This is a genomic window from Cyanobacteria bacterium FACHB-DQ100, from assembly GCA_014695195.1.
GTDB lineage: Bacteria > Cyanobacteriota > Cyanobacteriia > Leptolyngbyales > Leptolyngbyaceae > Leptolyngbya.
On record JACJNW010000016.1, the window covers coordinates 46,487 to 72,675 of the forward strand.

Annotated in this window: 19 protein-coding genes; 15 read left to right on the plus strand and 4 right to left on the minus strand. The window is 47.5% G+C overall.

Annotated elements, in window-relative coordinates:
- Window positions 1–118: 118 nt before the first annotated feature.
- Complete coding sequence (locus H6F51_04290; protein ID MBD1821718.1) at window positions 119–1,339, plus strand: M28 family peptidase; 1,221 nt, start codon at window positions 119–121, stop codon at window positions 1,337–1,339.
- 120 nt (window positions 1,340–1,459) lie between these two features.
- On the opposite strand, the gene H6F51_04295 is transcribed toward H6F51_04290, so the two are convergent.
- Window positions 1,460–3,511 carry a hypothetical protein gene (locus H6F51_04295; GenBank protein ID MBD1821719.1) on the minus strand — a complete coding sequence of 684 codons (2,052 nt, stop codon included), beginning with the start codon at window positions 3,509–3,511 and terminating at the stop codon, window positions 1,460–1,462.
- Between the two features lie 667 nt (window positions 3,512–4,178).
- Between H6F51_04295 and H6F51_04300 the strand changes: the two genes are divergently transcribed.
- From H6F51_04300 to H6F51_04320, 5 genes are all read left to right on the plus strand, one after another.
- Window positions 4,179–5,966: an ABC transporter ATP-binding protein gene (locus tag H6F51_04300; protein MBD1821720.1), complete on the plus strand. Its 1,788-nt coding sequence runs from the start codon at window positions 4,179–4,181 to the stop codon at window positions 5,964–5,966.
- Window positions 5,967–6,070: 104 nt separating this feature from the next.
- Window positions 6,071–7,285 (plus strand): glycosyltransferase, encoded by a 1,215-nt coding sequence (locus tag H6F51_04305; GenBank protein ID MBD1821721.1) that lies wholly within the window; start codon window positions 6,071–6,073, stop codon window positions 7,283–7,285.
- A 5-nt stretch (window positions 7,286–7,290) separates the two neighbouring features.
- Entirely contained in the window at window positions 7,291–8,634 is a 1,344-nt protein-coding gene (locus H6F51_04310) for a glycosyltransferase (GenBank protein MBD1821722.1), read from the plus strand.
- A 269-nt stretch (window positions 8,635–8,903) separates the two neighbouring features.
- Window positions 8,904–9,650, plus strand: a complete 747-nt coding sequence (locus H6F51_04315; GenBank protein MBD1821723.1) for a class I SAM-dependent methyltransferase — start codon at window positions 8,904–8,906, stop codon at window positions 9,648–9,650.
- A 10-nt stretch (window positions 9,651–9,660) separates the two neighbouring features.
- A complete protein-coding gene (locus H6F51_04320) occupies window positions 9,661–11,058 on the plus strand; it encodes a glycosyltransferase family 4 protein (protein ID MBD1821724.1) in 1,398 nt (465 codons plus the stop codon).
- Between the two features lie 7 nt (window positions 11,059–11,065).
- On the opposite strand, the gene H6F51_04325 is transcribed toward H6F51_04320, so the two are convergent.
- The gene (locus H6F51_04325) at window positions 11,066–11,428 is read right to left on the minus strand and encodes a hypothetical protein (protein ID MBD1821725.1); all 363 of its coding nucleotides are present in this window, start codon (window positions 11,426–11,428) and stop codon (window positions 11,066–11,068) included.
- A 75-nt stretch (window positions 11,429–11,503) separates the two neighbouring features.
- On the minus strand, window positions 11,504–13,564 hold the full coding sequence (locus H6F51_04330) for an AAA family ATPase (protein MBD1821726.1): 2,061 nt from the start codon (window positions 13,562–13,564) through the stop codon (window positions 11,504–11,506).
- Window positions 13,565–14,122: 558 nt separating this feature from the next.
- On the opposite strand from H6F51_04330, the gene H6F51_04335 reads away from it, so the two are divergent.
- Complete coding sequence (locus tag H6F51_04335; GenBank protein ID MBD1821727.1) at window positions 14,123–15,409, plus strand: O-antigen ligase family protein; 1,287 nt, start codon at window positions 14,123–14,125, stop codon at window positions 15,407–15,409.
- A gap of 293 nt (window positions 15,410–15,702) precedes the next feature.
- Here H6F51_04335 and H6F51_04340 read toward each other — a convergent pair whose 3' ends face one another.
- A complete protein-coding gene (locus H6F51_04340; GenBank protein MBD1821728.1) occupies window positions 15,703–16,623 on the minus strand; it encodes a WecB/TagA/CpsF family glycosyltransferase in 921 nt (306 codons plus the stop codon).
- 960 nt (window positions 16,624–17,583) lie between these two features.
- Between H6F51_04340 and H6F51_04345 the strand changes: the two genes are divergently transcribed.
- The 8 genes from H6F51_04345 to H6F51_04380 all read left to right on the plus strand — a co-directional run bounded on the left by H6F51_04345 (window position 17,584) and on the right by H6F51_04380 (window position 26,182).
- Window positions 17,584–18,267 carry a sugar transferase gene (locus H6F51_04345; GenBank protein ID MBD1821729.1) on the plus strand — a complete coding sequence of 228 codons (684 nt, stop codon included), beginning with the start codon at window positions 17,584–17,586 and terminating at the stop codon, window positions 18,265–18,267.
- Between the two features lie 86 nt (window positions 18,268–18,353).
- Window positions 18,354–19,340, plus strand: coding sequence for a glycosyltransferase family 2 protein (locus tag H6F51_04350; GenBank protein MBD1821730.1), 987 nt, complete (start codon window positions 18,354–18,356; stop codon window positions 19,338–19,340).
- Window positions 19,337–20,770 carry a lipopolysaccharide biosynthesis protein gene (locus tag H6F51_04355; GenBank protein ID MBD1821731.1) on the plus strand — a complete coding sequence of 478 codons (1,434 nt, stop codon included), beginning with the start codon at window positions 19,337–19,339 and terminating at the stop codon, window positions 20,768–20,770. Before H6F51_04350 ends, H6F51_04355 begins: the two co-directional genes overlap by 4 nt.
- A gap of 54 nt (window positions 20,771–20,824) precedes the next feature.
- Window positions 20,825–21,742: a hypothetical protein gene (locus tag H6F51_04360; protein ID MBD1821732.1), complete on the plus strand. Its 918-nt coding sequence runs from the start codon at window positions 20,825–20,827 to the stop codon at window positions 21,740–21,742.
- A gap of 82 nt (window positions 21,743–21,824) precedes the next feature.
- Complete coding sequence (locus tag H6F51_04365) at window positions 21,825–22,982, plus strand: glycosyltransferase family 4 protein (GenBank protein ID MBD1821733.1); 1,158 nt, start codon at window positions 21,825–21,827, stop codon at window positions 22,980–22,982.
- A gap of 43 nt (window positions 22,983–23,025) precedes the next feature.
- Entirely contained in the window at window positions 23,026–24,195 is a 1,170-nt protein-coding gene (locus H6F51_04370; GenBank protein ID MBD1821734.1) for a glycosyltransferase family 4 protein, read from the plus strand.
- A 31-nt stretch (window positions 24,196–24,226) separates the two neighbouring features.
- Complete coding sequence (locus tag H6F51_04375) at window positions 24,227–25,219, plus strand: glycosyltransferase (protein MBD1821735.1); 993 nt, start codon at window positions 24,227–24,229, stop codon at window positions 25,217–25,219.
- Between the two features lie 9 nt (window positions 25,220–25,228).
- The gene (locus H6F51_04380) at window positions 25,229–26,182 is read left to right on the plus strand and encodes a glycosyltransferase (protein ID MBD1821736.1); all 954 of its coding nucleotides are present in this window, start codon (window positions 25,229–25,231) and stop codon (window positions 26,180–26,182) included.
- Window positions 26,183–26,189: the final 7 nt, after the last annotated feature.

The following is a 26,189-nucleotide window of genomic DNA, read 5'->3' on the forward strand; positions in this document are numbered from 1 at the left end:
CGCGCTTTACTAAAATTCCAGTGACAAAGTAAATTCAGCGCTCTGTTGATGAGCACGGCTCAAATCGCTGCGGAAATGACTGATTAAGCTAAAACAAACCATACTTCCTGAGATCTTCATGTTCTATTGGTTACATCGAACGCGACGTGTAGTGCGAGCATGGCATACTTGGCTTGGGGGAGCGATCGCGCTCTGTTTGATTGCGACTCATGCGCTAGTTGCAGCGGATTTGCTGTATGCCGATGTGCAGGCGCTGGTGAAGATAGGGGCGCGGGCGGCAGGATCTTCTAGGGCAGAGCAGGCAAGCGAGTATTTGATTACTGAATATCGCAAGGCGGGGTATCAGGTTGAAATCCAGACCTTTACCTATCCGAAGTTTGCAGATGCGGGGTCGAGTTTGATCGCCGATGGCAAAACGATCGGAGCTTGGGCACTGGTTCGCTCTGTTGCGGGGAATGTGACAGGTCAGTTAGTCGCTGTGCCGAATTTTGGGCGAGCTGAAGACTTTAAAGCGGTGAATGTACGAAATCGAATTGCGATCGTTCAGCGCGGCGGCAATCTTCAGTTTGCGGAAAAAATCGAGAACGCAGCAGCGGCAGGGGCGCTCGGGATTTTGATTGTGAATAATCAGCCTGGAAATACTCGCGGAATGTTGCTCAAGGCTTCTGCAATCCCCGCAGCATCGCTTTCTCAGGAAGTAGGAACCTCTCTGCTGCAACAAGCTCAAGGTACAAGCATTTTTGCAACCTTGAGGGTTAAAGCACAGCCCAACGCGCTCGGGCGAAATGTGATTGCCCATTTGCCGGATATCAAACAGCCTCAGTTAATCATCGGCGGACATTACGATTCGGTCGAATACTCTCCGGGCGCGAATGATAACGCATCGGGAACCGCAGTTGTTTTAGAGTTGGCGCGATCGCTCTCAAAATCGCCACAAGCTCGTCAGATTTGGTTTGTGTCGTTTGATGGAGAGGAAGATGGGCTAAAAGGATCGGAGGCGTTTGTCGATCGAGCAACTTCGCAGTTTCTGGCTAGACTCAAAGCAATGCTGAATTTTGATATGGTCGGGATTAACGATCGATTGTTGCTGGAAGGTTCGGGTGCAATGAGCGCGATCACATCCTCAATCAATGGGACTGTCAGTTCCAATCAGCTTGGCGGGAGTGATCATCTGTCTTTTAAAGCGAAAAATGTACCCACTTTGTTTTTCTTCCGGGGTAAAGACCCAAACTATCATTCACCAGGAGATACCCTTGTTGAGCCTCGTTTGCTGAGAGAAACCCAAGCAACAGCACTAAAGATCATCTCCACTATTCTCAATCAAGCATCACCAAGATAAAGCGATTCTAAATCAGTTGTGAAGTGGGGCGTGGGGTATCATTCCCTTTCCCGCCCCGTACTCCCTACTTCTTTTAGCGTTTACAACTCAAGCAGGATCGCTATCGATCTCATTCGCACACTAATCAGCAAAAGTTAGCAGAATCACTGAATTACTGGGCACAACAATGCCATTTTTGAGGTTTGACCAGTTGACTGTTTTCTGGCTGTATCCAGAAGCTGACATTGTGTGAGTAGCGACGGATGATTGACGAGGACTCCATCCGGTGAAGCTCGATTGCACCTGTTGTGAATTATTAGATTGATTGATAATCAGAAAGGATTTGTAACCTTGAGCGGTGTTACTCACAGCAAAAGTTGTAATTGCATTTTCGTTGCTCGTTGTGGTCGAGATTCGATCGCCAATCATATAGCGATTTAACAACTGCAAAAATTCCCCACCGGGGCGCAGATTTCCCTGGTCGTCCATCTTGCCATAAATGCCATCTTTTTCATTCCAGGCAAGCGTCCCAGCCGCGCCATTTGTGAGCGCTTGAGCAATACTTAACGCATCAAATACTACCCCTTTGTAGTTAGCCATGCGTGGATCGCGGCTTTCCCACGTCCAGCTAATGTTATATTCACCCAACATGGCCGGAATCGTTCGGTTTGGACTTGCAGCTTTTAACGCTGCAACAATGGTTTTAGTGTAGCCACCGATAAATCGAGTTGCATTAAAGATGTCCTGGTCTGCGGTAGAAGCATTACCACTGGCGTAATAGTGATAGGTAAAAAAGTCTAGATGATCGATCGTTCCCTTGATGAATGGAACATAGAACGGCTGAAGATCTGGACGCGCGACCGCAGGCCCGCCAATTTTGATCGTCGGATCAGCTTGCTTCATTGCAACCGCCGCTTTGTTATAAATCGTGATCAGTTCATTTAAACGATCGGGCTTGCTCGAATCTTTCAATCCACCCCAGCCACTATTGTCCCGGAACTGCACAAAGTAGTCATTGTCTTTTTCATTCGTCACTTCCCAATACTTCACCTTGAGCCGAGCATCCTGGTTGACGATCTTGACTAAATCGGCACAGAGCCGAGCAAAATTATCAAACTGATTGCGATCGAGGAAGCCATCGCGATCGGCATCCATCCAATCGGGCCAAGTCGGAATGTTGATCATGCGCTCCGGTTGATTCTGCCCAAACGCCGCGAATGAAGCAGACAGCGCCGATTTCGCTTTGTTGGCATCCCAAGTTTGACGAGCCGTATCAATGAGACCATCTGAAGTGCTGGAATCCTGCATCGTACTGCCATTGTGAAACCGAATCATACCCGGACTCATGGTTGCCATGTTGCTTTTGTAAGCTGCGCTATCAAACGTTCCCGTCCGGAAGCCTTGATAAGCATTCACGCCATAACCGAAGGCTGTATTTCCTCCCTTGCCGCTATTCCAATCGACGGTAGTCGTGATGCTGTCTTTGCTCATGGCGCTAATAGATGCTGTGGAATCTAAGACAATAGGTTGATTGTCTGAGCCAGCTTGAGGTTGAATGATCGGAGCGACAATAGTATCAAGAGTGACCGGAATCATTGGACTAGTTTGATCGGGTGCAGAAGATATCAGAGCGGGGGCAGCGATCGCATCAAGCTGGCTCTGTGGAATCACTTCTTTAGCCTGACTTGGGCTTGACCACAACAGCTCAATCACAGCATCTCCGCCGTTTTCATAGTATTCTAGCTTGATGTCGTGGGGTTGCCCAGCAGCAAGGGCAATGCTTCCCTGATCCTCAGTTACAGAGTGATCTGTCCAATGATCAATCACAATCTTTCCGTCCACCCACAGTCTCACACCATCGTCAGAGCGCGTATAGAACGTATAGTTTTCAGAATGCTTTGACCAAATTTGTCCCGTCCATCGCACTGAAAAATCGTCCGATTGCAGCGAAGCATCGGGTGCGTCTCTTTTCCAGTCAAAATTCACAGTTGCATCTGTGCGGGTGTGCTTGAGATTGCTGAAGCCTTTTCCCTGGTAATACTGTGCCTGTAGACCATTGCCAGCACTGCTGCGGGTAAGCGGTGAAGTGCTGGTCAGATTGTTTTCAAGCGCGATCGCTCCCGATTGGGGGATAGATTCGATCGCGCTAAGGCTACGGCTTTCTGATGAAAAGCCGGGATCTAAAATTGTCATTGTTTCTTTCCAGGTAGTAATTGCGAGACTAGATTGAACAAGCCAGAACTAAACAAGTCAAACTCGCTCACTTGATACTTTTGCAGCATCAAGTAATGTAAACAGATCGATTTGCGAAAAACTTAGAGTGCAACGAACTAGAGCAAAACCCCTAGGACGAGCAAGCTTGATTCAAGATTTACAAACGCTTCACCAGCTCCCTAATTTTCTTTCATGGCGAACATAAATGTGTTCGTGTAAATTACAACAAGGTTGAGTAATCGTGGTAGATGCTGGAACTGAGTATCAGCAATGAATCTGCCGACTGAACTGAAAACTCAGTAGTTTAGTCTTGGACATTCTATACCAACTCGGAAAAACCAACTGCAAAAGTTTGCTTTGTCCATATGTTGTCAGCAGGGAAATTGCAACACTTGAGCCGGATCGCTTTGCTTGTAATATACCCTCGCTATCTCGCGATAGCTATACCGATCGATATTGACACATCTCGTAACATCTATCTTATTGAAGATGTTGAGCAATAATTCTTTATCTAACATTATCTCCGAAGTTGTTATTTCTTTAACGATAGATATAACCCATGGCAGTAAGCTTCTGGATCATGGGATACACTTAACCGGACAATGCAATAAAGACCTCATGGCTTTTCATTTTCATTAAAAAATTTATGTTGAAAACATTGGAGCCAATTCGAGGACTGCTGCCATTTTTGGAGCTCTATCCTTGGGCAATTCCTACGATCGTGGTGCTGGGAATTTTGTCATCACTGTCTGAAGGGCTGGGGATTAGCTTGTTTATCCCCTTGTTTCAAAGTCTTCAGCAGCCGGATTCTCAAGGCACCAGCAATTCTTTTCTGCGCTTCCTGACCCAGATTTTGGGAGATGTTTCGCCGAATCAGCGCTTTTTTCTAATTGCTTTATTTATCTTTGGCTGCATTTTGATCAAGTCTTGCCTGACTTATGGCAATGCAATTCTGTTTTCTTGGCTTGACTCCCGCATTGGTCATCAGCTGCGATCGAAGATCCATCAGCAGTTGATGAGGGTGAGCTATAGCTTTATTGAAAGCAGCGAGTCGGGTAGGTTCATGAATACTTTAGGCACAGAGACCTGGCAAACCAGCCAAGCGCTGAAAGTGTTTGTGAACTTAATTATTGATACTTGCACTGTTTTGGTGTTTGTTGGTTTTTTGCTGTTGATTTCCTGGCAATTGACTTTGATTGTCAGTGCTGCGATCGGGCTAATTTCACTCAGTATTCAAACGATTACCCGTCGCGTGAAGCCTTACAGCTATGAGGCTGTAGAAGCCAACAAACGCCTTGCTGGGCGAATGTGGGAAAGCTTAGGCGGAATGCGGGTGATTCGGTCATTTGGACGCGAAAGCTATGAGCAAGCTCGATTTGATGCCGCCTCAGGGCAAGTCCGCGACATGTTTTTCAAATTAGCAGTGCTGAGTGGTATTGTCCCCCCCCTGTCGGAACTGCTATCCGCGACTCTCGTATTGTTTATTTTGGTCGTTGCGGTCAATCAAGCCCAAGCGACTTTGCCAACCTTGCTGACCTTTGTGTTTATCCTCTATCGACTACAACCGAAGGTCAAACAAATTGATAGCGCTTGCGTGTCTTTGCTTAGCCTGACTAGCTCGATCGCTGAAGTGAGTACTTTGCTCGATCGCTCTGATAAGCCTTATCTCCAGTCAGGAGCACTGCCGTTTCCAGGTTTGCAGCAGTCGATCGCGTTTCGCAATGTTGGATTTCGCTACCCTGCGCAGCCAAAGCCTGCGGTAGAGGACATTTCAATTTGGATTCCACCGGGTAAGACGACGGCACTCGTTGGCCCCTCTGGAGCAGGAAAATCGACGCTGCTCCATCTGCTCTGCCGCTTCTGCGATCCGAGCGAAGGAGAAATCTATGTTAACGGCACTCCTCTGCGGAAATTCAATCTCAATGCTTGGCGCGATCGCTTAGCGATTGTCAGCCAGGATGTGTTTATGTTCAGCACCACTATTCGCGAAAACATTGCTTACGGACGGCTCGATGCTACAGATGATGAAATTATTGCCGCAGCCCAATTGGCAAATGCTCATGACTTTATTTTGCAACTGCCCTACGGCTATGAAACTGAAATGGGCGATCGCGGTATGCGGTTATCAGGTGGACAACGTCAGCGTATTGCTCTGGCACGGGCGATCGTTCGCGATCCTGACATCCTGATTCTAGATGAAGCCACTAATGCCCTAGATAGCATTTCCGAAGACTTAATCCAGCAGGCGCTGGCAACACTCAGCCAAAACCGTACCGTGATCGTGATAGCACATCGACTCTCGACGATCGAGCAAGCCGATCAAATCATTGTGATGGATCACGGACGAGTGGTGGAGCAAGGAGACCTTCAGCATCTCCTTCAACTGAACGGACTATTCACCAAGATGTACCAGTTGCAATACCGCAGTGCCTAAGACCAATTTTGGATTGAAAAAGCCTTGAGTTACGAGGTTTAAGGTGTTCATCTATCGCTGAATTTTAGAGATTTAGTATAAGTTCAACCCAGAGGAAATCCGAAGTGCCTTACTTATTGCATGAAATTGAAATTACCCAACCTCTACCCACCTTAACGCTATCGGAGGCACAGACGGGCATTGGTTTAATCGTTCGTCGCCGCGATCGTGCCATTGGTTTTTTAATGCAGTCGCTTGCCCCAAATAGTGTGATTCTGCCAGACACGATCGCCGAGTGGATTGCGGCAGAAGTGGGTGAGAAGATTCTGCAAGAGAGCATTGGGGATGAGTTGTCTCTAGATACGAAGCCAGAAACCCTGCCTACGCTCACCGTTGTCATTTGCACTAAAGATCGCCCAGAAGATTTAGCACGGTGCTTGCAGCATTTACTGGCCCTACAGGGTGATCCCGCCGCTTTTGAACTGCTTGTGGTAGACAACGCGCCTTCAGATCAGCGAACTGAAACGCTGGTCGCATCGCTGCCTACAGTGCACTACGTGCAAGAGCCTAAACCGGGTCTTGACTTTGCCCGCAATCGCGCTTTACAGACGGTTCAGACCGAGATGCTGGCGTTTATTGATGATGATGTTGCGGTTGATCGCGGCTGGCTTGCAGGCCTCCGGAGCGCGATCGCACAGTACCCAGAGGCTGCGGCGTTTACAGGCCTGGTGCTACCCTATGAACTAGCAACCGATGCCCAGGTCTTGTTTGAGCAAGCGGGCGGCTTTCGGCGCGGATTTGACAGAATTTACTATGGACAATCGGAGCCAGATAATCCCTTTTATCCCTGCGGGTCGGGAATTTTTGGAGCAGGCTGCAATATGGCATTTCGCCGCGATGCCTTGCTACAACTGGGTGGATTTGATGATGCGTTAGATACGGGGGCACCGCTTCCAGGAGGGGGCGATTTAGATATCTTTTATCGCGTGGTCAGAGCGGGCTATCCGTTAGTGTATGAGCCGCGCTATCTTGTATTTCATCGCCATCGTCGCGAATATGAAAAGCTACGGCGACAGTATTGGAGTTGGGGATTAGGATTTATGGCGTTTGTGGTGAAGTCCTGCCAAACCGATCCAGCACTGCGCCCAAGATTTTATAGCCTGATTCGCTGGTGGTTCAAAGACCAATTCAGGCAACTTCGTAAGAGCTTTAGTCACGATCGCCGGGTTTTACCGCCTGCAATGGTGGTAGCTCAGTTATGGGGTGGCATTGAGGGGCTGATGGGTGGATATGGTCGATCTCGCAATCGCATTCAACAAATTCGGAGGCAATTTTCGTGAACTCTATGGTTCCCTGTCAAATTCTACACTTAGATCTGAGCGCAGGCTTTCCAGCAGTGCACTTAGAGCCGGGCTATCAAGGGTTATATGTTGTGTTTTGGTGGCGCAACATTCCGCTTGGTCATCGAAAGATTCCAGAGTCACTGTTGCCTCTGTCAGAAGCACAACTCACCGATCTTGCTCTGCAAACGATTACCCCAACGATCGGGAGTTATTTGCTCGATCATGGCTTCAATCCCCCCTTACCAAAAGGTTGCAGAAATGTAATTCCAGCTCCGCCACCTGATTTTGCTACGCTGCAATCGCTCGATCGCCCGTTAGCCTTGCTCGATCAGATTGCAACAGATCGACGAGTGCCAGATGAAACCATTTCGGTCGTGATTTGCACCCGCGATCGACCTGAACAACTTGAACAATGTCTACGATCGCTGCAAAGCCTCACTGTTGCGCCAACCGAAATTTTAGTCGTAGACAGCGCTCCTCGTTCAGATGCCACACGCAAGCTGATGGCGCAGTTTCCCCAAGTTCGATATGTATTAGAGTCGCAACCGGGCTTAAGTCGAGCGCGAAATACTGGCATTGCTCACAGTTGTGGTGATTTGATTGCGTTTACCGATGATGACGTTGTCGTACATCCCGATTGGATCTGGCGACTCATGCAAGGCTTTCACAATCCGAACGTGATGGTCGTGCTGGGGTTGGCGATCGCCGCAGAGCTTGAAACTGAGTCGCAATGGATTTTTGAATCACGTCATAGCTTTAATCGGGGCTATCGCACTCGCGTGTTTGATGCTCAGTTTTTCGAGGGCATGAGATATTGCGGCGCTCCGGTTTGGGAGCTTGGAGCTGGGGCAAATATGGCAATCCGACGCAAAGCGATCGAGCAAGTCGGTGAGTTTGATCCGCGACTCGGCGCTGGAGCCTCTGGGTGTAGCGAAGATTCGGAGTTTTGGTATCGGGTTTTAGCCGCAGGCTGGCTATGTTTATATCATCCGACTGCTGTGGTTTACCATTACCATCGGCAAGACATGGAGAGCTTGCAGCAACAGATGTATGCCTATATGCGCGGAAATAGTGCTGCATTACTGGTTCAGTTTGAGAAGTATCGACATTGGGGAAATCTGCGGCGTTTGCTGGCTACATTCAAGGAGCGCACGCTGAGCTTGCTCAAAGGACTGTTTAAGAACCCCACCGCAGAGCAAAGAGCAGAGCGAAGAACAGTGGAGATTGAGCTTTTGGGCTATCTGGCTGGGGTTGGGTTTTATCTGCGAAACTCTGCACGAAACTCTGCAATTGCGCTCAGCGATGGCAAATCCCAAGCTGAACGTTCCCTACATCGCTATTCTTGATAATTCGCAGTCGCTTATGCAGACCTATTTACGCTTTATCAAGATATTCGGGCACCTGATCGATGTGCAATGGTATGCCGCAGAAATAAGTAGCGATCCGAAGAATTGGTCACTGAGATCAGTGTTGTCTGCCTTACCTGCTCTAACCCTGAGTATCCTGCAAAGAAGGCTACCTCACACAACTCAGTAATCTGCTGCGTTTCCTAGTCGCATTCGGTAGATTCATACTTTTTGAGTAACTTTACTGCCCCAATTTTCCTATGTCTTCTATGAAAACAATGCACAAAGTACCATTACCGCAGTTCTTGTCCCGTAATCCCTTTCCGCATCCGTTGACTCAAGGCTTTTTTTACCGTGAGAAGATGCGGGCAATTTATCACATTGCACCGGATCGATCGCTCCAGTCCATTCTTGAAGTGGGCGGTGGCTCTAGCGGTCTCACTGCGATGCTTTACCCGAATGCTCAGATTACCAATCTTGATCTGGACCCTGAGCATGAACACTCGTCCTGTAATCAACAAGCGCGGGTGCGGTTTGTCTGTGGTGATGCAACTGCACTGCCGTTTGCAGACCATAGCTTTGATGCAGTGACAATGTTTGATGTGCTAGAACATATCCCCGACCACAAAACTGCCATCCTAGAAGCACAGCGTGTTCTCAAGCCAGGTGGATTTTTGCTAATTAGCACTCCAAATGAAAACTGGCGATTTCCTTACTACCGCTTCATGAAACCCATCTGCCCGGAAGACAAAGAAGTGATGGCAGATTGGGGGCATGTGCGGCGCGGCTACACGATCGAGCAGCTACAAGACTTAATCGCACTTCCTTGTCAAAAGACTGCGACGTTTATTAATCCTCTCACGATCGTCGGGCATGATATTGCTTTTTCACGCTTATCACGCTACACCCGTCAGGCACTCTGTACGCTGCTTAGTCCATTAATGTGGATAGGCCATTGGCTGCATCGACCTGAATCCAAGGGAACAGAAACAGCTTCGATGTGGCAAAAAATCTAAGGAGCAGCACATGACAGCAAGCTCTCCAACTCAAAATTCTCCAACTCAAAACTCCCTAACTCAACCAACGATCGCACTGTTGCCTTGGGGAGATCTGATTGAAGACTTTCTCAACAGCATTGGGGTTTCTTTGGATTCATTTTGTACGCAAATGACGGGAGGTTGGCTGTTTGGCTATGTTGAAGCGCTTAAACGAGTGGGTGTGCGAACCGTGGTTTTTTGCATCTCAAACCAGGTCACACAGCCAGAACGACGAATTCACCAGCCGACCGGAGCAACGCTTTGCTTCTTGCCTGCCTCAAAGCTCCACAGTGTCGCACGTCGTCCCATGCGTCATCCTTATGGCTGGACGATCGAGGAAACTTTCGGCAAGCAACCTCGGTCGCGTCGTCCAGCATTAAAACTGCTGAAAGATATTGCGCCGTATCTGGCAACGCCTCTTTTGTCTTTAGCAGAGGAGTTAAGGCGTGAACAGTGTCAAGCGATTCTTTGCCAGGAATACGAATATGCTCGATTTGATCTAAGTGTGCTGCTGGGACAATGGTTGCGGTTGCCTGTATTTGCAACCTTTCAGGGTGGTGATTTTCAGTTGAGCCGCTTAGAACGGTTTGTCCGTCCGTCTTCTCTTCATCACTCTGCTGGACTGATTGTGGCAACTCAAACGGAAATTCAAAGGTTGCAGCAACGCTACCGCATGCCAGGGGCAAAAATTGCACAAATTTTCAATCCAATGGACGTGCAGGAGTGGCGATCCAGCGATCGCCACTCCTGCCGCGCTGCGCTCGGTCTCCCCATCGAAGCGGATGTCGTCATCAGTCACGGGCGGATTGATTTGCACCGCAAAGGATTAGACATTTTGATCGCAGCTTGGGAGCAGTTATGTCAGAAATACCCGCACCGGGATTTGCGGCTTGTGCTAGTGGGCACGGGGAGCGATGCACAAGCATTAAGTGACTTAATCGCCGCGAAGCAACTGCGCGGAGTTTTGTGGATCAACGAATACGTGCGCGATCGCGGCTTAATTCAGCAGTATCTTTCGGCGGCGGATCTTTACACACTGGCATCGCGTCACGAAGGGTTTCCAGTTGCACCGATCGAGGCAATGGCATTAGGCTTGCCGATTGTTGCCACCGATGCACCCGGCATTCCGGACATTCTCATCGAGCAGGAAAACTCTGGTGGGCTGATCGTGCCGCGTGAAGATGCCTCTGCACTGATGCAGGGCCTTGATCGTGTCTTAAACGAGCCAGAGTTGAGGACTCAACTAGGAGCGCGATCGCGTCAGCGAGCAGAACAAGCCTTCTCACTCGAAGCGATCGGTCAACAATTGAAACAAGTTCTGTTTCCGCACCGATTGCTTGATCAAACGGATGAGAGTTACGAAGGCTCAAGAAGGTTAGGAGAATAGTCTGGCATCAAACAAAAGCTAGCTTGCGTCGTCGTGTCGCCTTGTAGTGGTGCACAAAATGTAGTGATACACAAAATTCCAAATGGCTGAAATGTGGTTGCCTAACTTTTTCGAGAACGACAAGCACTTTCTGACCAACCGGGACACCCGTTATAACTGTCAACCCACCGTCTTTACCGACACTGCGATGTCGTTTCCTGGGTAGCACTGCACCATAAGCGCTCCAATGGTCAGTGTAAATCACCGCGCATTGCCGGTATACAGGCGGCATCGAGTCCCACAACGCTTGAGCCGATACCGCACTCCGATCTCCCAACTGGGTCCCAACGATCTCTCGCGTTTGAGCATTGTCGTCGTGAGTGACTTCCACTCAAAACCTCTTTGATGCCACGCCCTATTCTATCCTGCCCTGAAGGGCACTACCTCATTGAGATGCTTGCGTAGGTCACGAATAACTTGCTAAGGACGAGTTCGATCGATACGCATAAGGGCTTCCCTGAGCTTCTACGCCATTGAGTACCAAGCCAAGTAATCTCGCTTGATGCTGCGTTAACTGCTCTAGACTATCATTCACGGCATTCCGGGCACTAAAACCTGGACGAACCACAAATAGCACGTAAGGCACGATCGCAGCCATCAGCGCAGTTTCGCTAGTTGAGCTAACAGGCGCACTATCGACTAAAACATAGTCATAATCGTTCTGTGCTTCTGCTGCTGCTAAGTAGCGCTCAAACCGTCCTCGCGTTACCAGATCGACAATCTTCCCTTGATGTGGCATTGTTGGCACAAAGTCCAGATTCGGCTGCAACGACACCACGTGACCACTCAGAGCACGATCGTTCTGGAAGTTGCCTAAAGCATTGTGCGGATATCCAAGTTGATGGCTTAACTCGGCTTTACGGAAATCTCCATCGACAAGCAATACTCTAAACCCTAAATCGGTTAAAGCATAAGCAAGCTGGAGAGTGATTGTTGTTTTTCCCTCATCCGCCATCCCACTGGTAATTAACAGACGCGGACTCCTGAGCGGTTGCAAACTCACGGCTGATGCCAAGCGCTGAAACTCAATCTCGCTTTCAGTGCCTAGATTCGGGTCGATCGACAATCGCTTGAACATCGGAATCCGAGCCACTAAAGCAAATTTCATCGACTGCAAATCTTTCGGGCTGAGCAGCGGGTTACGAGCCTCCAGAAGTAACAGCAGCGCTATACTACCGATGATTGAAGCCAGGATCGCATTGATCAACATGATCGACCTTTTCGGGCTAGTTGGCTTCGGATCAACTACAGGTGCATTTAATTCCTGAATATTGGGATAAGCATTAAAAGCATCTAGATTCGACTGCTGCACCTGAGCCACTAGCCCTTTGTACAACCCTTCCGTCGCATCTGCTTGTCGCTGCAATGCGGCTAACTTAGCTTGATTCGCAGGAAGCGCGGACAACGATCGTCGTCGTTGTGCGATCTGTCGCCGCAGTTGTTCAGCGCGTTGCTGTTGTCCATTCGCATCGCTTTCTGATAACACCAACTGCTGAATTAATTCAGCGCGTCCTTCTGCTCCGGTTGTGAAGTTGGTATTAGCGTTAATCCGTCCTGCTGCCTGCCCAACATACTGCTGGAGTTGAGACCGGAGACTATTGCGCTCAGCCAGTGCTCTTTGAACTTGAGGAGTACGATCGGTAAAGGTCGCTCTCAATCTACCTAGCGTCGTTTCTACTTCGGTAAGCTTACTGCGAATTTGCTTGTAATCTTCGTTTTGATCCAACCCCAACGCTTGAACTGCGGCAGCGGAAGATAAATTTAATCGGGCTGCTAGCGTATTAGCACGATATCGGTTTGCTCTTGCTTCGGCTTCGGCTTGAGCTTGTTCAGTCTCTAACGTATTGATGGCTGTAACCAGCCCTTTGGTTTGCTCTTCATCATTGACCAAACCCGTAGCCTGCTTAAATCGCGCTAACTCAGTCTGTGCTTTCAGCAGTCTTTGTCGGGCTTGTTCAAGCTGTCTTTGCGTCGTCGCATCACGTGCAGTGCTGTTTGCCTGCCGCAGTTCGCCAAGGCGCTGCTTGTAAGCATTAAGAATCGCGATCGTTCGTTGTTTCGCAACTTCTGGACTCGATCCAGTCACTGCTAGCTCCATAATGCTCGTCTGATCTAAGGTCGTCACGCTGAAGTACTGCCCATAGTGGCGCGGTTTGTCTGACCCAGTACGCTCTGGATCAGCCTTCCAGGCTTTTTCGAGTAAAGCATCACTCGACAACACCGCTTGCTGAATCTTGAGCGGGTTAATTTGAGATGAAAAGCTTGGATCACTCTCTCGATAAGAGCCAAGTGTGCCTAGGTTAGCATCCAGGTTCCCGCCATTTGTTAGGGGTAGAATGAGTTGAGCCGTTGCTGTCCAGCTTTTAGGAGTGGTTGTGATCGCAGCGATTGCTGCGGCTGCGACAAGTGCATTAAGGCCGAGCAGCGCTTTCCAATGCCTAGAAGCAATCGATACTACTTTTTTCATGCGATCGCTCCTAGAAGATTCTCAGGTATCCAAATATAGCAAATCATAGTCAAGCAACAACAATTCCAAGTAATTTGTTAGCTCACTGAGTTAGGAAGAGGGTTGCGCTTTTCAAACAATTTTTCAAACAAATTGTTCCACGAGTGTTCTTTACAGATATTTCTTACAGGTGAATGTCTCTCATTCCCCTACTTCCGCAGATGATTGACAAGTCTAGAGTTGCTTTATATTTTATGAAGAATGTTACTGTTTTCAATATGCAAATAGATAGAAATTTTTTGTTCCAGTAAGACCAACCTTTGTCAGCAGTAGCCAAATAACCTGAGTTTGGGAGTCACTCAAGCCCGATCAATGTATCGATCGGCTGATTTTTTCAATTTAGTTTAAAGCTACCCTTTCCAGACCAGTAGAACTGCTTTGCCTTGGTATGAGGTCTTCCTGATCGCGCTCGTTCTCTATCTAAAGTAATAGAGTAATCCTTTAATCACTAACCGGAATTTTTTTAAAACCCGTATGTTCGATCTGCCTTCGATCAAACCGAAGTTTATCACTCAAGGAATGAGTCCTTTGTCGCGCTCTGAGCGCGTAATCTACTGGACAATCATTCTCACACCGCTTTGGTGGTTACTGGGAATTCAGCCCCTTTTCTATCCTGCTCTTGTCATTGGCTTGTTAGCCGTTCACTTTAGCCTTGATCACTTGATTCAAAAGTCATTACCCAACTATGTGTGGGCTTGGTTAGCGATGTCGATCGCAATGCTTTGGACGGCAGCACTGGGGATCAACGACATGGGGTTTGATTTGATGGTCGCAGCGGCAGCAGTAGTGACATTTGCAAAAAGCTACTTTCTCATTTTTGCTTGTCTTGCTTTGCCGTTTTTCAATCGGTTACGAGTCGAGATTGTGACGCGAGCGATCGCCTGGATGTCAGCAGGCTATTTGGTGACGATCAGCATTCAAGTTGCCATGCTGATTCTCAACATTGGCGGCGATGGTTACACACCACCATTGGCGCGGTTGCTTCCGGGGGATAAGGGTAGCTTGCGGGTAATGTTTGCAGATTTAGCGCCGTTTTTTGGGGTGCCATTGCCCAGAACGGTTCTCTACACACCTGATCCCCCAATTTTAGGACTGTGTTCGCTTTTGTGTTTTTTGATTTGTTTAGGAGAGCGCGATCAACAACTCCGACGTTTCGCCCTACTTGGTGCAGTTGCCGGATTGACCGTGAGCGCAAGTCGGAGTGCCTGGATTTGTTTGCCGATTGCTTTGTTGGTTGGTGCTTGTCTTGAAAGTGGATTGTTTCGCCAGCTTTCGCTGTGGAGTATGACAGCGACCCTGATGGGATGCAGCATCTTTGGTTTGACGATCGAGGAACTCTTGCGTAAGCCTGCCGAGGGTTTTACACAGGTGCGTGCATCTTCTTCGCAGGAACGTGCGATCGTGGTGCGCGAAACGCTTGAGGCTTGGCAGCAGTCTCCTTGGATTGGCTGGGGTGTAATCCGAGGGAAAGCGCACCTCTACGAAGATGTCTACATTACGCTGGGTTCATTCTCGACCTATGCGGCTGTTCTATATTTGAATGGCATCGTAGGATTTATCGCTTTGATCGCTGCAATGCTTCTGACTCTTTTTGCAGCTTATGCGACTGCCATTCGAGGTAGCGCGAATTGTAAATGGGCATTCGCGGGGCTAATTGCACTCTATATTGCTTGTAATGCCACTCCGCTTAGCTGGATGGCAGTCAATCTGTGGTTTTTCTTTGTCTGGTTAGGAGCGGTACTGTGTGAAGCAGAATGTCAGCACGTTCGCTTCACAAGCTGGGATCAGCTATCTGGACAAGGTTAATTCGGACTCACTCACGCTCATCTACCCAGGTTGCTCCCTCAATTCCTACAGACTCGCTACAAATTCGGGTAAAGACACGAACACCGTAGATGCAGTAAAGCACCTACGGTGTTCGTGTCTTTACGAGAGATTCGCGCCCTTATGGGGTACACGAAGCATCAGTGTGGTGCGTCATACCGAATTAAACATAGAATGCGACAGATCATACTCAAAGTCTTCCCCATTCTGGGGGATTTAGGGGGCGAGAATCTGTCGCATCCACAAATCAATCTGGTATCACTTAGGATCGCTCTTTATCCAGAGATGGCGTCAGCATCAACCAGTCGATTTTCAGCGGACTTCAACTCTGCTCTAATCGACTCAACTCCTGTGTTAGAAAGCTTTTTAGAGCGGCTAAGCGGCTCCATAAGCTGCACCCTCAGCGAAAACGAATACGCTTTCGCTAAGGCAATATGGAGCAGAAATGCAGGATTGCCTAGTAAATAGCGAGTTGCTAGGCGCTTTGGCTCACGAAACAATCGATACACCCACTCTAATCCCAAATCAGAAAGCAGGGGTGGACAGTCTGGAACGATGCCTGCCAAGCGATCGATCACTGCGCCCCCCATCATGATCACATTGACATCCAACTGATCTCGATTGAGGCGAATCCAGTCCTCCTGAATGGGCATTCCCATACCAACCACCAAAATCTGCGGCTTGACTTGATTAATTTGTTGCACGACCTGTCCGTTTGCATCAGGATTGTGAATGTCAAAGTAGCCATGATGTCCACTAACTTGCACATTCGGGTACTGCTGCCGAACTTGTGCGATCGCGGCATCGACACATTCTGGCTTTGCGCCTAGCAGAAAAATCGAAAAATTCTGCTGGTTACAGTGCGACAACAATTTAGGCATCAAAAGGCTGTAGGAAGCACGATACTGCAAGGGTAGCTTCAGACCCATGAATCCGATCGCTTTGAGAATACCGACGCTATCACAGTGAGCGATCTCGGCGCTTTGAAGAAAGTTATGAAACCACGGAAGCTGCATTGACAAATTGAAGCCGTGAACATTGTAATGTGCCACCGTGAGCTTTGTACCCTCAGTGCAAGCCGTATGAATGGCATCGACAATCGCGGCAACCGTCATACAAGTAATCCGCCGCCCTAGCAAATAGACACTCAAACTGGGTGAATCTTTTAATTGGTGCAATTTTGTTTGTCCGATCATAGCTGCTTGGATGGCTTTATCTAGCGATCGTTAGGGTGAGTTCAGCTAAAGAGTGACTTTAGTTCAAAGCATTCAGGATGCAATTATCGGTAGAAGCACAGCTTAGAGCGCACTCTCCTCCCGAAGCTCTAAGTGATCAACATTGATAAATGATAGCAATTAGCACTCTTATAACCTCTGCCCCAACAGTCAGAACCCGGAAACTACAGAACCATTAAACTGGTTCAGACTGAGTCAAGCTGAGAAGCGAAAGCCGTCTGCGCTGTGTGCAGGAAAGCTTCATACTACACAGTTTATTTTCTCGAATCTCGGAGAGATGGCCTTAATGAAAAACAGGCTCTTTTCCGAAGCACGACTAATTCCTGTGCCTAAGCGTAACAGCCCGAATCATAAGAAGCCGCAAATCACAGGAACATCTCCCAAAAGAGGTATGCAGTGAATAAAAACTAGCTTGAATTTAACGCGCGAGTTGCAGAAGCTGTGACTGTGAGCAGGATTGGTCGAATTTAGCTGCTATTTTTCATCCAGCTTTACTTCATTAATTCTTGAAAAATTAATTGAACCTCCTCAAAGCGCAACAGGCATATTTATCAAGGCTTTACAGGAATTTCATAAATCTAGTACGTTATTTATAGTTTTCATGAAGAATTACGGGCTTACACCTTTAGAGGGAGAAGATTCACCCTATTTTTTCCGTATACACGTAGAACGTAACAATTTTTAATCTAGAAATCTTCATTGCATCTTTACAAAAACTGCCTTGTCCCTTTCGTGCTTGCCGCTATGATCTACATTAATACTCAGCATTGCTTTTGATATTCGCTTTTACATCAATATTTTGTTGACACCACAGTGCCTTGTTGACACCACAAGTTTGCTGGAACTATTACTTTTTAAGACAGTCCTAGTTCTTTAATAATCATCGATTAATCTATTTCCTGTTGATGGCGGTGACAAAAAATGAAGATCGTAGCTTTCTCAAATTTGGTGCCTACTGCTAACGATTTGATTCCTGTATCCCTCAATTCATTACCTCAGCATCGTTCTACGGTTTCGGTGTCTAAACGATCGATAGATGTAGTTGGAAGTATTGTCGGTTTATGTATTTTGGCATTGGTCTTTATTCCCATCGCCTTAGCCATTAAGCTAGACAGTAAAGGTTCAATTCTCTATGTACAGAAAAGATTCGGTCTGCGGGGACAGCCCTTCTATATCTGTAAGTTTCGCTCAATGGTGGAGAATGCAGACCTGTTGAAAGACCAAGTTCCCAATGAAGCGCAAGGATTAGTCTTTAAGAATAAGCACGATCCCCGCGTGACAAGAGTAGGACGATTTCTGCGGCGAACTAGCCTAGACGAACTACCCCAGTTTTGGAATGTACTACGCGGAGAGATGAGCTTAGTTGGGACTCGTCCACCTACCGAGGATGAAGTGACTCAATATGAATCGCATCACTGGCAGCGCTTGAACGTTAAGCCAGGTCTTACCGGAGAGTGGCAGGTGAGCGGTCGCTCTGAGATTCATGATTTCGAGCAGATTCTAAAGCTTGATTTTCAGTACCAAGCGAAGTGGACTCCACTCTATGATCTCCAGATCATTGGGAAAACGCTTTGGATTGTGTTCGATCGACGAGGTGCCTACTAGGTTATCAGCGCCGTGATTTTGCTGTGATTTCACGCGCTTGCAGCCTTTAGCGCATGGTGTAGGAGTTTTCGAGGTAAGAAATTTCCATGAGCAAACCTAAAGTTAGCGTCATCATTCCAGCCTATAATGTTGGCGCTTATCTTGAAGAAGCCTTGATATCTCTGGAGCAGCAGTCTCTAAGAGCATTCGAGGCGATCGTGGTCAATGATGGTTCAACCGATCGAACCGTTGAGATCGCTGAGCAGTTTTGTCAACGCGACTCGCGCTTTCAACTGATCACAAAGCCGAATGGGGGTTTGTCATCGGCTCGCAATGCTGGAATTCACAAGGCTCAGGCTGACTATATTGCGCTACTAGACGCAGACGATCGCTACGAACCCGATAAGTTAACCAACCATGTCGAGCGGCTCGATCGTGATCCCAGCGTTGGAATAGTCTACAGTGCTTCACACATCATTCGCGATGATGGGCAGCGCAGTTGGATGTCTTTGAGCGGCAAGCCAATTGCCGCTGATCCATTAGTGTCTTTGATGTATAAGAACTTTGTCGGTCATGGTTCAAATGCCGTGTTTCGTCGAGTTCTGATAGATGAAGTGGGAGAGTTTGACGAAGCCCTGCGTAGTTGTGAAGACATCGATTTTTGGTTACGGGTCGCAGCAACAGGTCGATGGCGTTTCTACCGGGAGCCTCGTCCTTTGTGCTGCTACCGGGTTCGCCCGTCTGGACTTTCGTTTAACGTGGCGGAAATGCAGCGATCGCAAGAACAAGTGCTTCAAGCGGCTTATCAACGCTCTAGAGAACAGCTTGAACCGTACCTACCGACTGCCTATGCCTATATGTATCGTTTCCTAGCTCGTTTGGCGCTAACAGGAGGGGATACCCAACAAGCGCAACAATTGATACAGCAGGCCTGGAAGAGCGATCGCTCTATCTTTTACACTGACCCTCGATCGTTGTTAACGCTGATTGCAGTGAAGCTTTCACCCTTGTCTAAACAATTGATCCGGAGATCGCTTGATGTCTCTCACAATCGATCGACCCCTGCAAAAACAATCCAGAGCAAAAGTCTATGAAATCAACCTCACTGATTAAAAGTGGGTTGTGGATTACCTACGCCACGTTTGTCACTCGAATTTTTGTCTTTCTCAGTAGCGTGGTGTTGGCGCGATTGCTTCAGCCCGCAGACTTTGGCGTAATTGGGATTGCGTATGTGTTTTGGTCACTGTTTACGCTATTTACTCAAGACACAGCCGGAGCCTTTATTATCTACAAGGGCGCGGATAATCCGAAGTATGTTAATACAAGCTACACCGTTAGTTTACTGACGGGTGTGGTACTGGCCTTGGCAATGGTAGTGACTGCTCCCGTAGTTGCTGACTTCTTTCGTGAACCTGCACTGACTGGTATCCTAATTGCATTCTCGTTTAATCTGGTGTTGTCCTCTGCTGCCTATGTTTACAGCGGGATCATGACGCGCCGAATGCAGTACCAAGCGTTAGCGCATATCAGTTTAGTCAGTTCGCTGACTCGATTACTCTGTACTACTGGAGCCGCCTTGCTTGGGTTCAAATACTGGTCGTTTGTGATTGGAGATACTGCTTCTTGGGTGATCAACTGCTTGCTATCGCGGCACTACTCAAGACACCGTTTCCGGCTGCAACTTGATCCAGAGGTACGATCGGAAGTTTTCACCTTTTGTTTAGGTTCTGTGGGGTCAAGTATCGGGCTATATCTTAGCTTTAATGCGGATAACTTCACGGTTGGCAAGATTTTAGGCAGTGCCAGCTTGGGGTTTTATAACCTTGCGTATCAGCTATCAATGACCGTCTCTAGCATTTTGAGTTCTTTGCTCAATCAGTTAGGAATGCCTGTTTTTGCACAGCTTCCGATCGAGGAGCAAGAAGATGCGTTGTTCAAGGTGGTTGAGCAGGTTGCGTTCTTTGCGGCTGCGAGCTACGCGATCATTTTTCTAGTCTTCGATCCCCAATTTGTGACGCTGCTCTTTGGTGCGAACTGGATACCGATTTGTACTGTGCTACCTGGATTATTGTTTTATGGATATTTCCGCGTGGTGAACTCGCCGCTTTACTCGATGTTAGTTGCGAAAGGTCGCCCGGATTTGAATGCGAAAGTCAGTCTTCAGATGGCTCCGATTGCGGTGCTTAGCTTTGTGATTGGGGCTTGGCAAGGTGGCATCGTGGGCGTGAGTTTGGCGGTAGCGATCGTGCTGGGGATCGTCTGGACGCTCTTGTACTGGTGGACTGCGTGTAAACAGTTCCACTGGCCGCTGAGAAAATTTTTGCTTTCCTGCTTTATTCCAGTTCTACTCAGTGTTCCAGGAATTTTAATCTCACTGCAAATGCCTTTGATTCTAAGACCTTTTACCTTCTTACTGACTTATGTGTTATGTCTCCGCTTCTTTGTTCCTGAGCAGTTTTTCCAATATCAACTGTTGCTGACTAAGTTGTTTCATCGCGTGATTGCTTTGCGTCATAGTCGATAGTTCCCACTGTTATCCCGTGTAATTTGATTGTGTAATTCGGTGTGGTTAAGGCTTATGCAGAAAAAGATTATTCTATTAATGCCCTATTTCGGTCAGTGGCCTGAATGGTTTAGGTTTTATCTCGAATCTTGCCGCTGGAATCCAACGATCGATTGGCTTTTCTTTACAGATTGTCCGATTCCTGAGAATGCTCCGACCAACGTTCGGTTTGTTCGGATGAGCTTTCAAGACTATCAACAGATGGCTTCCTATCGCTTGGGAATTAACTTTAACACCCAATCTTCTTATGCTATCTGTAATCTTAGACCTGCGTATGGAGTGATTCATCAAGACTATCTAGAGGGTTATGATTATTTTGGCTTTAGTGACATTGATGTCATCTACGGCAATCTAAGAGCGTTCTACACAGATGAAGCTCTATGCCATAACACCTTGTCAACTCATCCCGATCGCGTCTCTGGGCACCTCTTCCTCATCAAGAATAACGAACAATGGATTCATGCTTTCCGTAAGATCCCCGGTTGGCAAGACCTCATGAGCCAACCCTTAATTTCGGGGATAGATGAAGCATTTTTCGGCAAGTTGCTGCTGGGGCATCGGCGACTTCCATCGCCTGTGCGTCGAGTGTGGGCAGTTTTCGATCCCTACAAGCGAAATCATCTCTTTAAAGAGCGCTTCAGCACCATTTTGTCTGATTTTCCGTGGATGGATGGGACATACCGCTATCCGACAAAGTGGTCTTGGTATCAAGGTAAATTAACCGTTGAAACGGGTGAGGAAATGATGTATCTGCACTTCATGAATTGGAAGTCAAGCCGATACCTACAAACGCAGTTTGGGGATCAGGCTGCTTGGGAAAAACTGCCTCGACTTGCTGATCCGAGCCTAACTGACTTGAGCCAAGGGTTTTGTATTAGCCCTGAAGGATTTACTCCTTTATCGATCGCAGAGCCAATCAAAGCCAGTATGTAATTGTCACCTAACTTTATTGGCTTGTCGTATCTTCATCCTTTGTGGCTGTACTTTAACTCGCATAGAACACTCCCATAAAACAATGGAAATTAAATCTCTTTTGGTGACAGGTGAATCGATCTTTTTGGAGCGTCACCAGTTTCTATTCAACGCTTTATCAAGTCATTTTAGTCGGCTAGACTTTCTGCCTCGACAAAGTGAATGGTACGAAGCTAAGTTACCGAGAACAGTTCTCAAAGGACTGCTAATGCTGCGGACAGGCTCTTTAAGTCAAGCAAATGCTGTGTTTCAAAAGAATAAAACGGCGTTTGTACTCAAGTCCCAACAAGCAGAGCGCAGAATTCAGCACCTGAGCAAACCACCAGATTTCGTGCTTCAGATTTTTGGCACCTATCGTCCGGCGTGGAATAACACCATTCCTTATGCGATGTTGCTAGATTACACAACCGCCCTTGCAGAACGAAATTGGTCTGCTTGGGCGACCTTTTTAAGCGATCGATCCCGTCAGGACTGGTTTGAGTGTGAGCGTTTAGCCTACCACCGAGCAACGCACATTTTTAGTATGAGTCATGTGGTGAAGCGATCGCTGATTCAGGACTATGGCATGCCTGCGGATAAGATAACTGTTGTCGGTTCTTCTGGAGATTTTCAGGAACCTTACGCGGGTGAAAAAACGTTCGGTAGCCGACAGATTCTATTTAACGGTTCAGATTTTGAGCGCAAAGGCGGAGAGATTGTTTTGGCAGCGTTCAGACAAGTTCGGCGCGTGATCCCCGAAGCTAAGCTTGTCGTCGTGGGTAAAAAACTGCCGTTTGAAGAAGCAGGCATTGTGAATCCAGGTCATATCGCCTCGCGTTCGGACTTGCATCAGTTATTTCTGCAATCCGACCTAGTCGTTGCCCCTGCCTATTGCGATCCCTTCCCAACTTTTTTGATGGAAGCGATGAACTATGGTACTCCTTGCATTGTTTCCGATCGCGATGGTATGCCGGAGATTGTTGATCACGACATCAATGGAATTGTTATCGATCAAATAACACCAGAACAACTAGCAGAAGTGATGATCAATACGCTCAATGACCCCCAGAAGCTAACTGTGATGTCTCAGGCAGCACGACACAAAATGAAAACGCAGTTGAACTGGAACACGATCGCGGATCAAATTGCACATACAATCTTTGCTATGGCGGAAGCAGATCGAAGCGATCGAGCATCTGTGAGGCTGCGAGAGCCTGCATAACACAACGATCAGAAATAAGTAATCACAAGAGGTAAAACCTAAAATGCTACAAGCTAATATTCTGGCAACCGGAGAAGCTCCCTATATAGCGAGACACAATTTTCTTTTTCAAGCTTTAGCTTCGCGCTGTAATCAGGTACAAATTTTGCAGCGTGAAAACGAGTGGTATGACGCAAAAATACCAAGACTACTGTTGAAATATGTCTACGCTTTGAGGGTCTTCTCCAAGAGCAAAGCAGACACTTTGTATGAAAAAAACAAACGCGAGTTTATTGCTAAATCTCGGCGGTTTGAGCAGGCAATTAAGCAGCTAGAGTACAAACCAGATTTGGTATTCCACCTTCTTAATACCTTTAGTCCGTTGTGGGATCAGCAAGATATCCCTTATGTCTTGTTGTTAGACTATACAATGCGCCTTTCTGAAAAGAGTGAAATTCCTTGGGGTTACTTTCTCAACCGCACACAACGAGAGGAATGGCTTGAGTGCGAACAACAACTCTTCGAGAAAGCCAAGCATCTATTTGTTCAAAGTCATGTAGTGCGGCGATCGCTGATTGAAGACTATCAAATTCCGTCCGATCGCATCACTGTAGTGGGTGGAGCCGGTGATTTTCTGGAGCCTTATCAAGGCAAAAAAACCTTCGGCAGCCAGCAGATTCTATTTAACGGGTCGGACTTTCAGCGTAAAGGTGGGGATCTCGTTCTCGCTGCTTTCGAGCAGGTCAGACAAGTTTTGCCAGATGCAAAATTAGTGCTAGTTGGCAGAAAGCTACTCAAGCAACGGGCGGGGGTTGAAAATCCAGGAGACATTTCACGCGAACAACTAAAGCAGTTGTTTCTTGCCTCCGATATCGTGGCTGCTCCTGCTCCTTGTGATCCTTTTCCGCGCTTTATTATGGAGGCGATGAATTATGGTGTGCCCTGCATCGTGAGCGATCGGGACGGAATGCCAGAGATTGTAGATCATCAGCACAATGGAATCGTACTTGACCAGCTCACACCTGACGCACTAGCAGCCGCTATGATTGATCTCCTGAGCCATCCTGCTCGTCTAGAGTCAATGTCTCAAGCTGCGCGCCACAAAATCAGAACTCAATTAAATTGGGACGCTGTAGCAGACACGATCGTGCAGGTTTTGTCTGCGGGTACTAACGAAGGCAATTCTGATGAATCCAGTGATTTAGAAAGTAAGCGTGCTAGCTCCTTGTACTAAGCAAATACATTTATATTGTCAGGTGAAGCAGATGCCCGTAATTTCTGTAATCATTCCAGTGTTCAATGGCGAACATACTATCACAGAAACAGTCCAGTCCGTGTTGAATCAAACCTTCACAGAGCTAGAGATCATTGTGATCGATGATGGGTCACAAGACTCTACCTTAAGTGTGGTTTCCAGTATCACAGACACACGAGTCAAGGTATTCTCCTACGACAATGCAGGAGTATCAACGAGCCGTAATCGTGGATTCGCTCATGCAACAGGAGAGTACATTTCCTTTCTCGATGCGGATGACCTGTGGACACCAAACAAGCTCGAAGCACAATATCAAGCATTACAGTTACATCCTCAAGCAGCAGTCGCCTATAGCTGGGTGGACTACATCGATCAGGACGGGAAGTTCTTTCGCTCCGCGAACCACGTCACAGCAAACGGCAACATTTATGAGCAACTATTGCTAAATAACCTTTTAGAAAATGGGTCTAATCCGCTAATTCGTAGGCAAGCTTTTGCTGATGTAGGCGGCTTTGATCCAACACTAGCTTTCGGAGAAGACTGGGAGATGTGGTTGCGGTTGTCTGCTCGTTATGAGTTTGTTGCAGTGCCTTCGCCTCAAGTTCTATACCGGATGTCTAGTAATTCCGTGTCTTGTAACGTTCAAAGAATGGAAACAGGAAGTTTGAGAATGCTTGAAAAAGCGTTTAGTCAAGCACCTCAATCCCTACAATACCTAAAACGTAATGCTATTGCTAATCTTTATCACTATCTCACCTTTAAGGCGTTTGAAGGCTCTCCGAAGCGGCAAAACGGGCTGATTGCAGCGCGATTTTTCTGGAACGCGATCGCAAATAATCCATCTATGCTCCTCGGCTGGAAAACAGTCCTAAGAGTCTTAGCAAAGATGTCTTTGGTGACTCTTCTGCCGCCTGGACACTCATATGCAGCGATCAAAGCAGCAAAGCGAATCGTTCGTTTAGAGATAGCAAAAAAGCCTAAGCCAATCAGCACACAAAGTTAGGTGAAGAAGATGCCAGAGATTTCTGTAATCATCCCAGCATTCAATAGCGAAAAGACAGTTCAAGAAACAATTCGGTCTGTGCTAAATCAAACTTTCACAGACTTTGAAGTGATTGTGGTCGATGATGGTTCAAAAGACTCGACCTTGAACGTAGTTTCTAGCGTCACAGATCCACGAGTTAAAGTGTTCTCCTACAAGAATGCAGGCGTATCAACGAGCCGCAATCGTGGGTTTGCTCAAGCAACGGGAGAGTACGTTTCCTTTCTCGATGCGGACGACCTCTGGACACCAGACAAGCTGGAAGCACAGTACAAAGCATTGCAGAAGAACCCTCAAGCAGCAGTCGCCTATAGCTGGGTGGATTACATTGACCAGAATGGCAAGTTCTTTTGCGCCGGAAATCATGTTACGGCATCGGGCAATATCTATGAGAAGCTATTGCTGCACAATCTTTTAGAAAATGGCTCTAATCCTTTGATTCGTCGACAAGCCTTTGCTGATACGGGTGGCTTTGATCCAGCGTTATCTTCCGTAGCCGACTGGGATATGTGGTTGCGGTTGTCTGCTCACTACGAGTTTGTTGCAGTGCCTTCGCCTCAAGTGCTGTATCGAGTTACGGCGGGTTCGATGTCATCGAACTTCCTAAAAATGGAGGCAGAAGGTTTGCACCTCATTGAAGCGGCATTTAACCAAGCACCCATCTCCCTACAGCACCTGAAAAAGCGCAGCCTTTCTGCCCTCTACCGCTATCTCACCTTCAATTCACTAGGATCTACCCCAAGTCGGCAAAACGGATTGTGTGCGGCTCGATTTCTTTGGAGTGCGATCGCAAACGACTTCTCGATAGTGTTGGAGTGGAAAAGAATGCTGATAGCACTGGTGAAAATTGTCGCATTTGTTTCCTTACCACCCAAACAGTCTCAAGTATTTCTGATTAAAACAAAGCAATTGTTCGCAAGATAATTGCTTT

Bases quoted from the DNA above. Each gene is read 5' to 3' on its own strand.
- H6F51_04335 (MBD1821727.1), top strand. From the start codon at position 14,123: ATGAGTCCTTTGTCGCGCTCTGAGCGCGTAATCTACTGGACAATCATT.
- H6F51_04300 (MBD1821720.1), top strand. From the start codon at position 4,179: ATGTTGAAAACATTGGAGCCAATTCGAGGACTGCTGCCATTTTTGGAG.
- H6F51_04315 (MBD1821723.1), top strand. From the start codon at position 8,904: ATGAAAACAATGCACAAAGTACCATTACCGCAGTTCTTGTCCCGTAAT.
- H6F51_04345 (MBD1821729.1), top strand. From the start codon at position 17,584: ATGAAGATCGTAGCTTTCTCAAATTTGGTGCCTACTGCTAACGATTTG.
- H6F51_04310 (MBD1821722.1), top strand. From the start codon at position 7,291: ATGGTTCCCTGTCAAATTCTACACTTAGATCTGAGCGCAGGCTTTCCA.
- H6F51_04375 (MBD1821735.1), top strand. From the start codon at position 24,227: ATGCCCGTAATTTCTGTAATCATTCCAGTGTTCAATGGCGAACATACT.
- H6F51_04295 (MBD1821719.1), bottom strand. From the start codon at position 3,511: ATGACAATTTTAGATCCCGGCTTTTCATCAGAAAGCCGTAGCCTTAGC.
- H6F51_04380 (MBD1821736.1), top strand. From the start codon at position 25,229: ATGCCAGAGATTTCTGTAATCATCCCAGCATTCAATAGCGAAAAGACA.
- H6F51_04355 (MBD1821731.1), top strand. From the start codon at position 19,337: ATGAAATCAACCTCACTGATTAAAAGTGGGTTGTGGATTACCTACGCC.
- H6F51_04320 (MBD1821724.1), top strand. From the start codon at position 9,661: ATGACAGCAAGCTCTCCAACTCAAAATTCTCCAACTCAAAACTCCCTA.
- H6F51_04330 (MBD1821726.1), bottom strand. From the start codon at position 13,564: ATGAAAAAAGTAGTATCGATTGCTTCTAGGCATTGGAAAGCGCTGCTC.
- H6F51_04370 (MBD1821734.1), top strand. From the start codon at position 23,026: ATGCTACAAGCTAATATTCTGGCAACCGGAGAAGCTCCCTATATAGCG.
- H6F51_04290 (MBD1821718.1), top strand. From the start codon at position 119: ATGTTCTATTGGTTACATCGAACGCGACGTGTAGTGCGAGCATGGCAT.
- H6F51_04340 (MBD1821728.1), bottom strand. From the start codon at position 16,623: ATGATCGGACAAACAAAATTGCACCAATTAAAAGATTCACCCAGTTTG.
- H6F51_04360 (MBD1821732.1), top strand. From the start codon at position 20,825: ATGCAGAAAAAGATTATTCTATTAATGCCCTATTTCGGTCAGTGGCCT.
- H6F51_04365 (MBD1821733.1), top strand. From the start codon at position 21,825: ATGGAAATTAAATCTCTTTTGGTGACAGGTGAATCGATCTTTTTGGAG.
- H6F51_04350 (MBD1821730.1), top strand. From the start codon at position 18,354: ATGAGCAAACCTAAAGTTAGCGTCATCATTCCAGCCTATAATGTTGGC.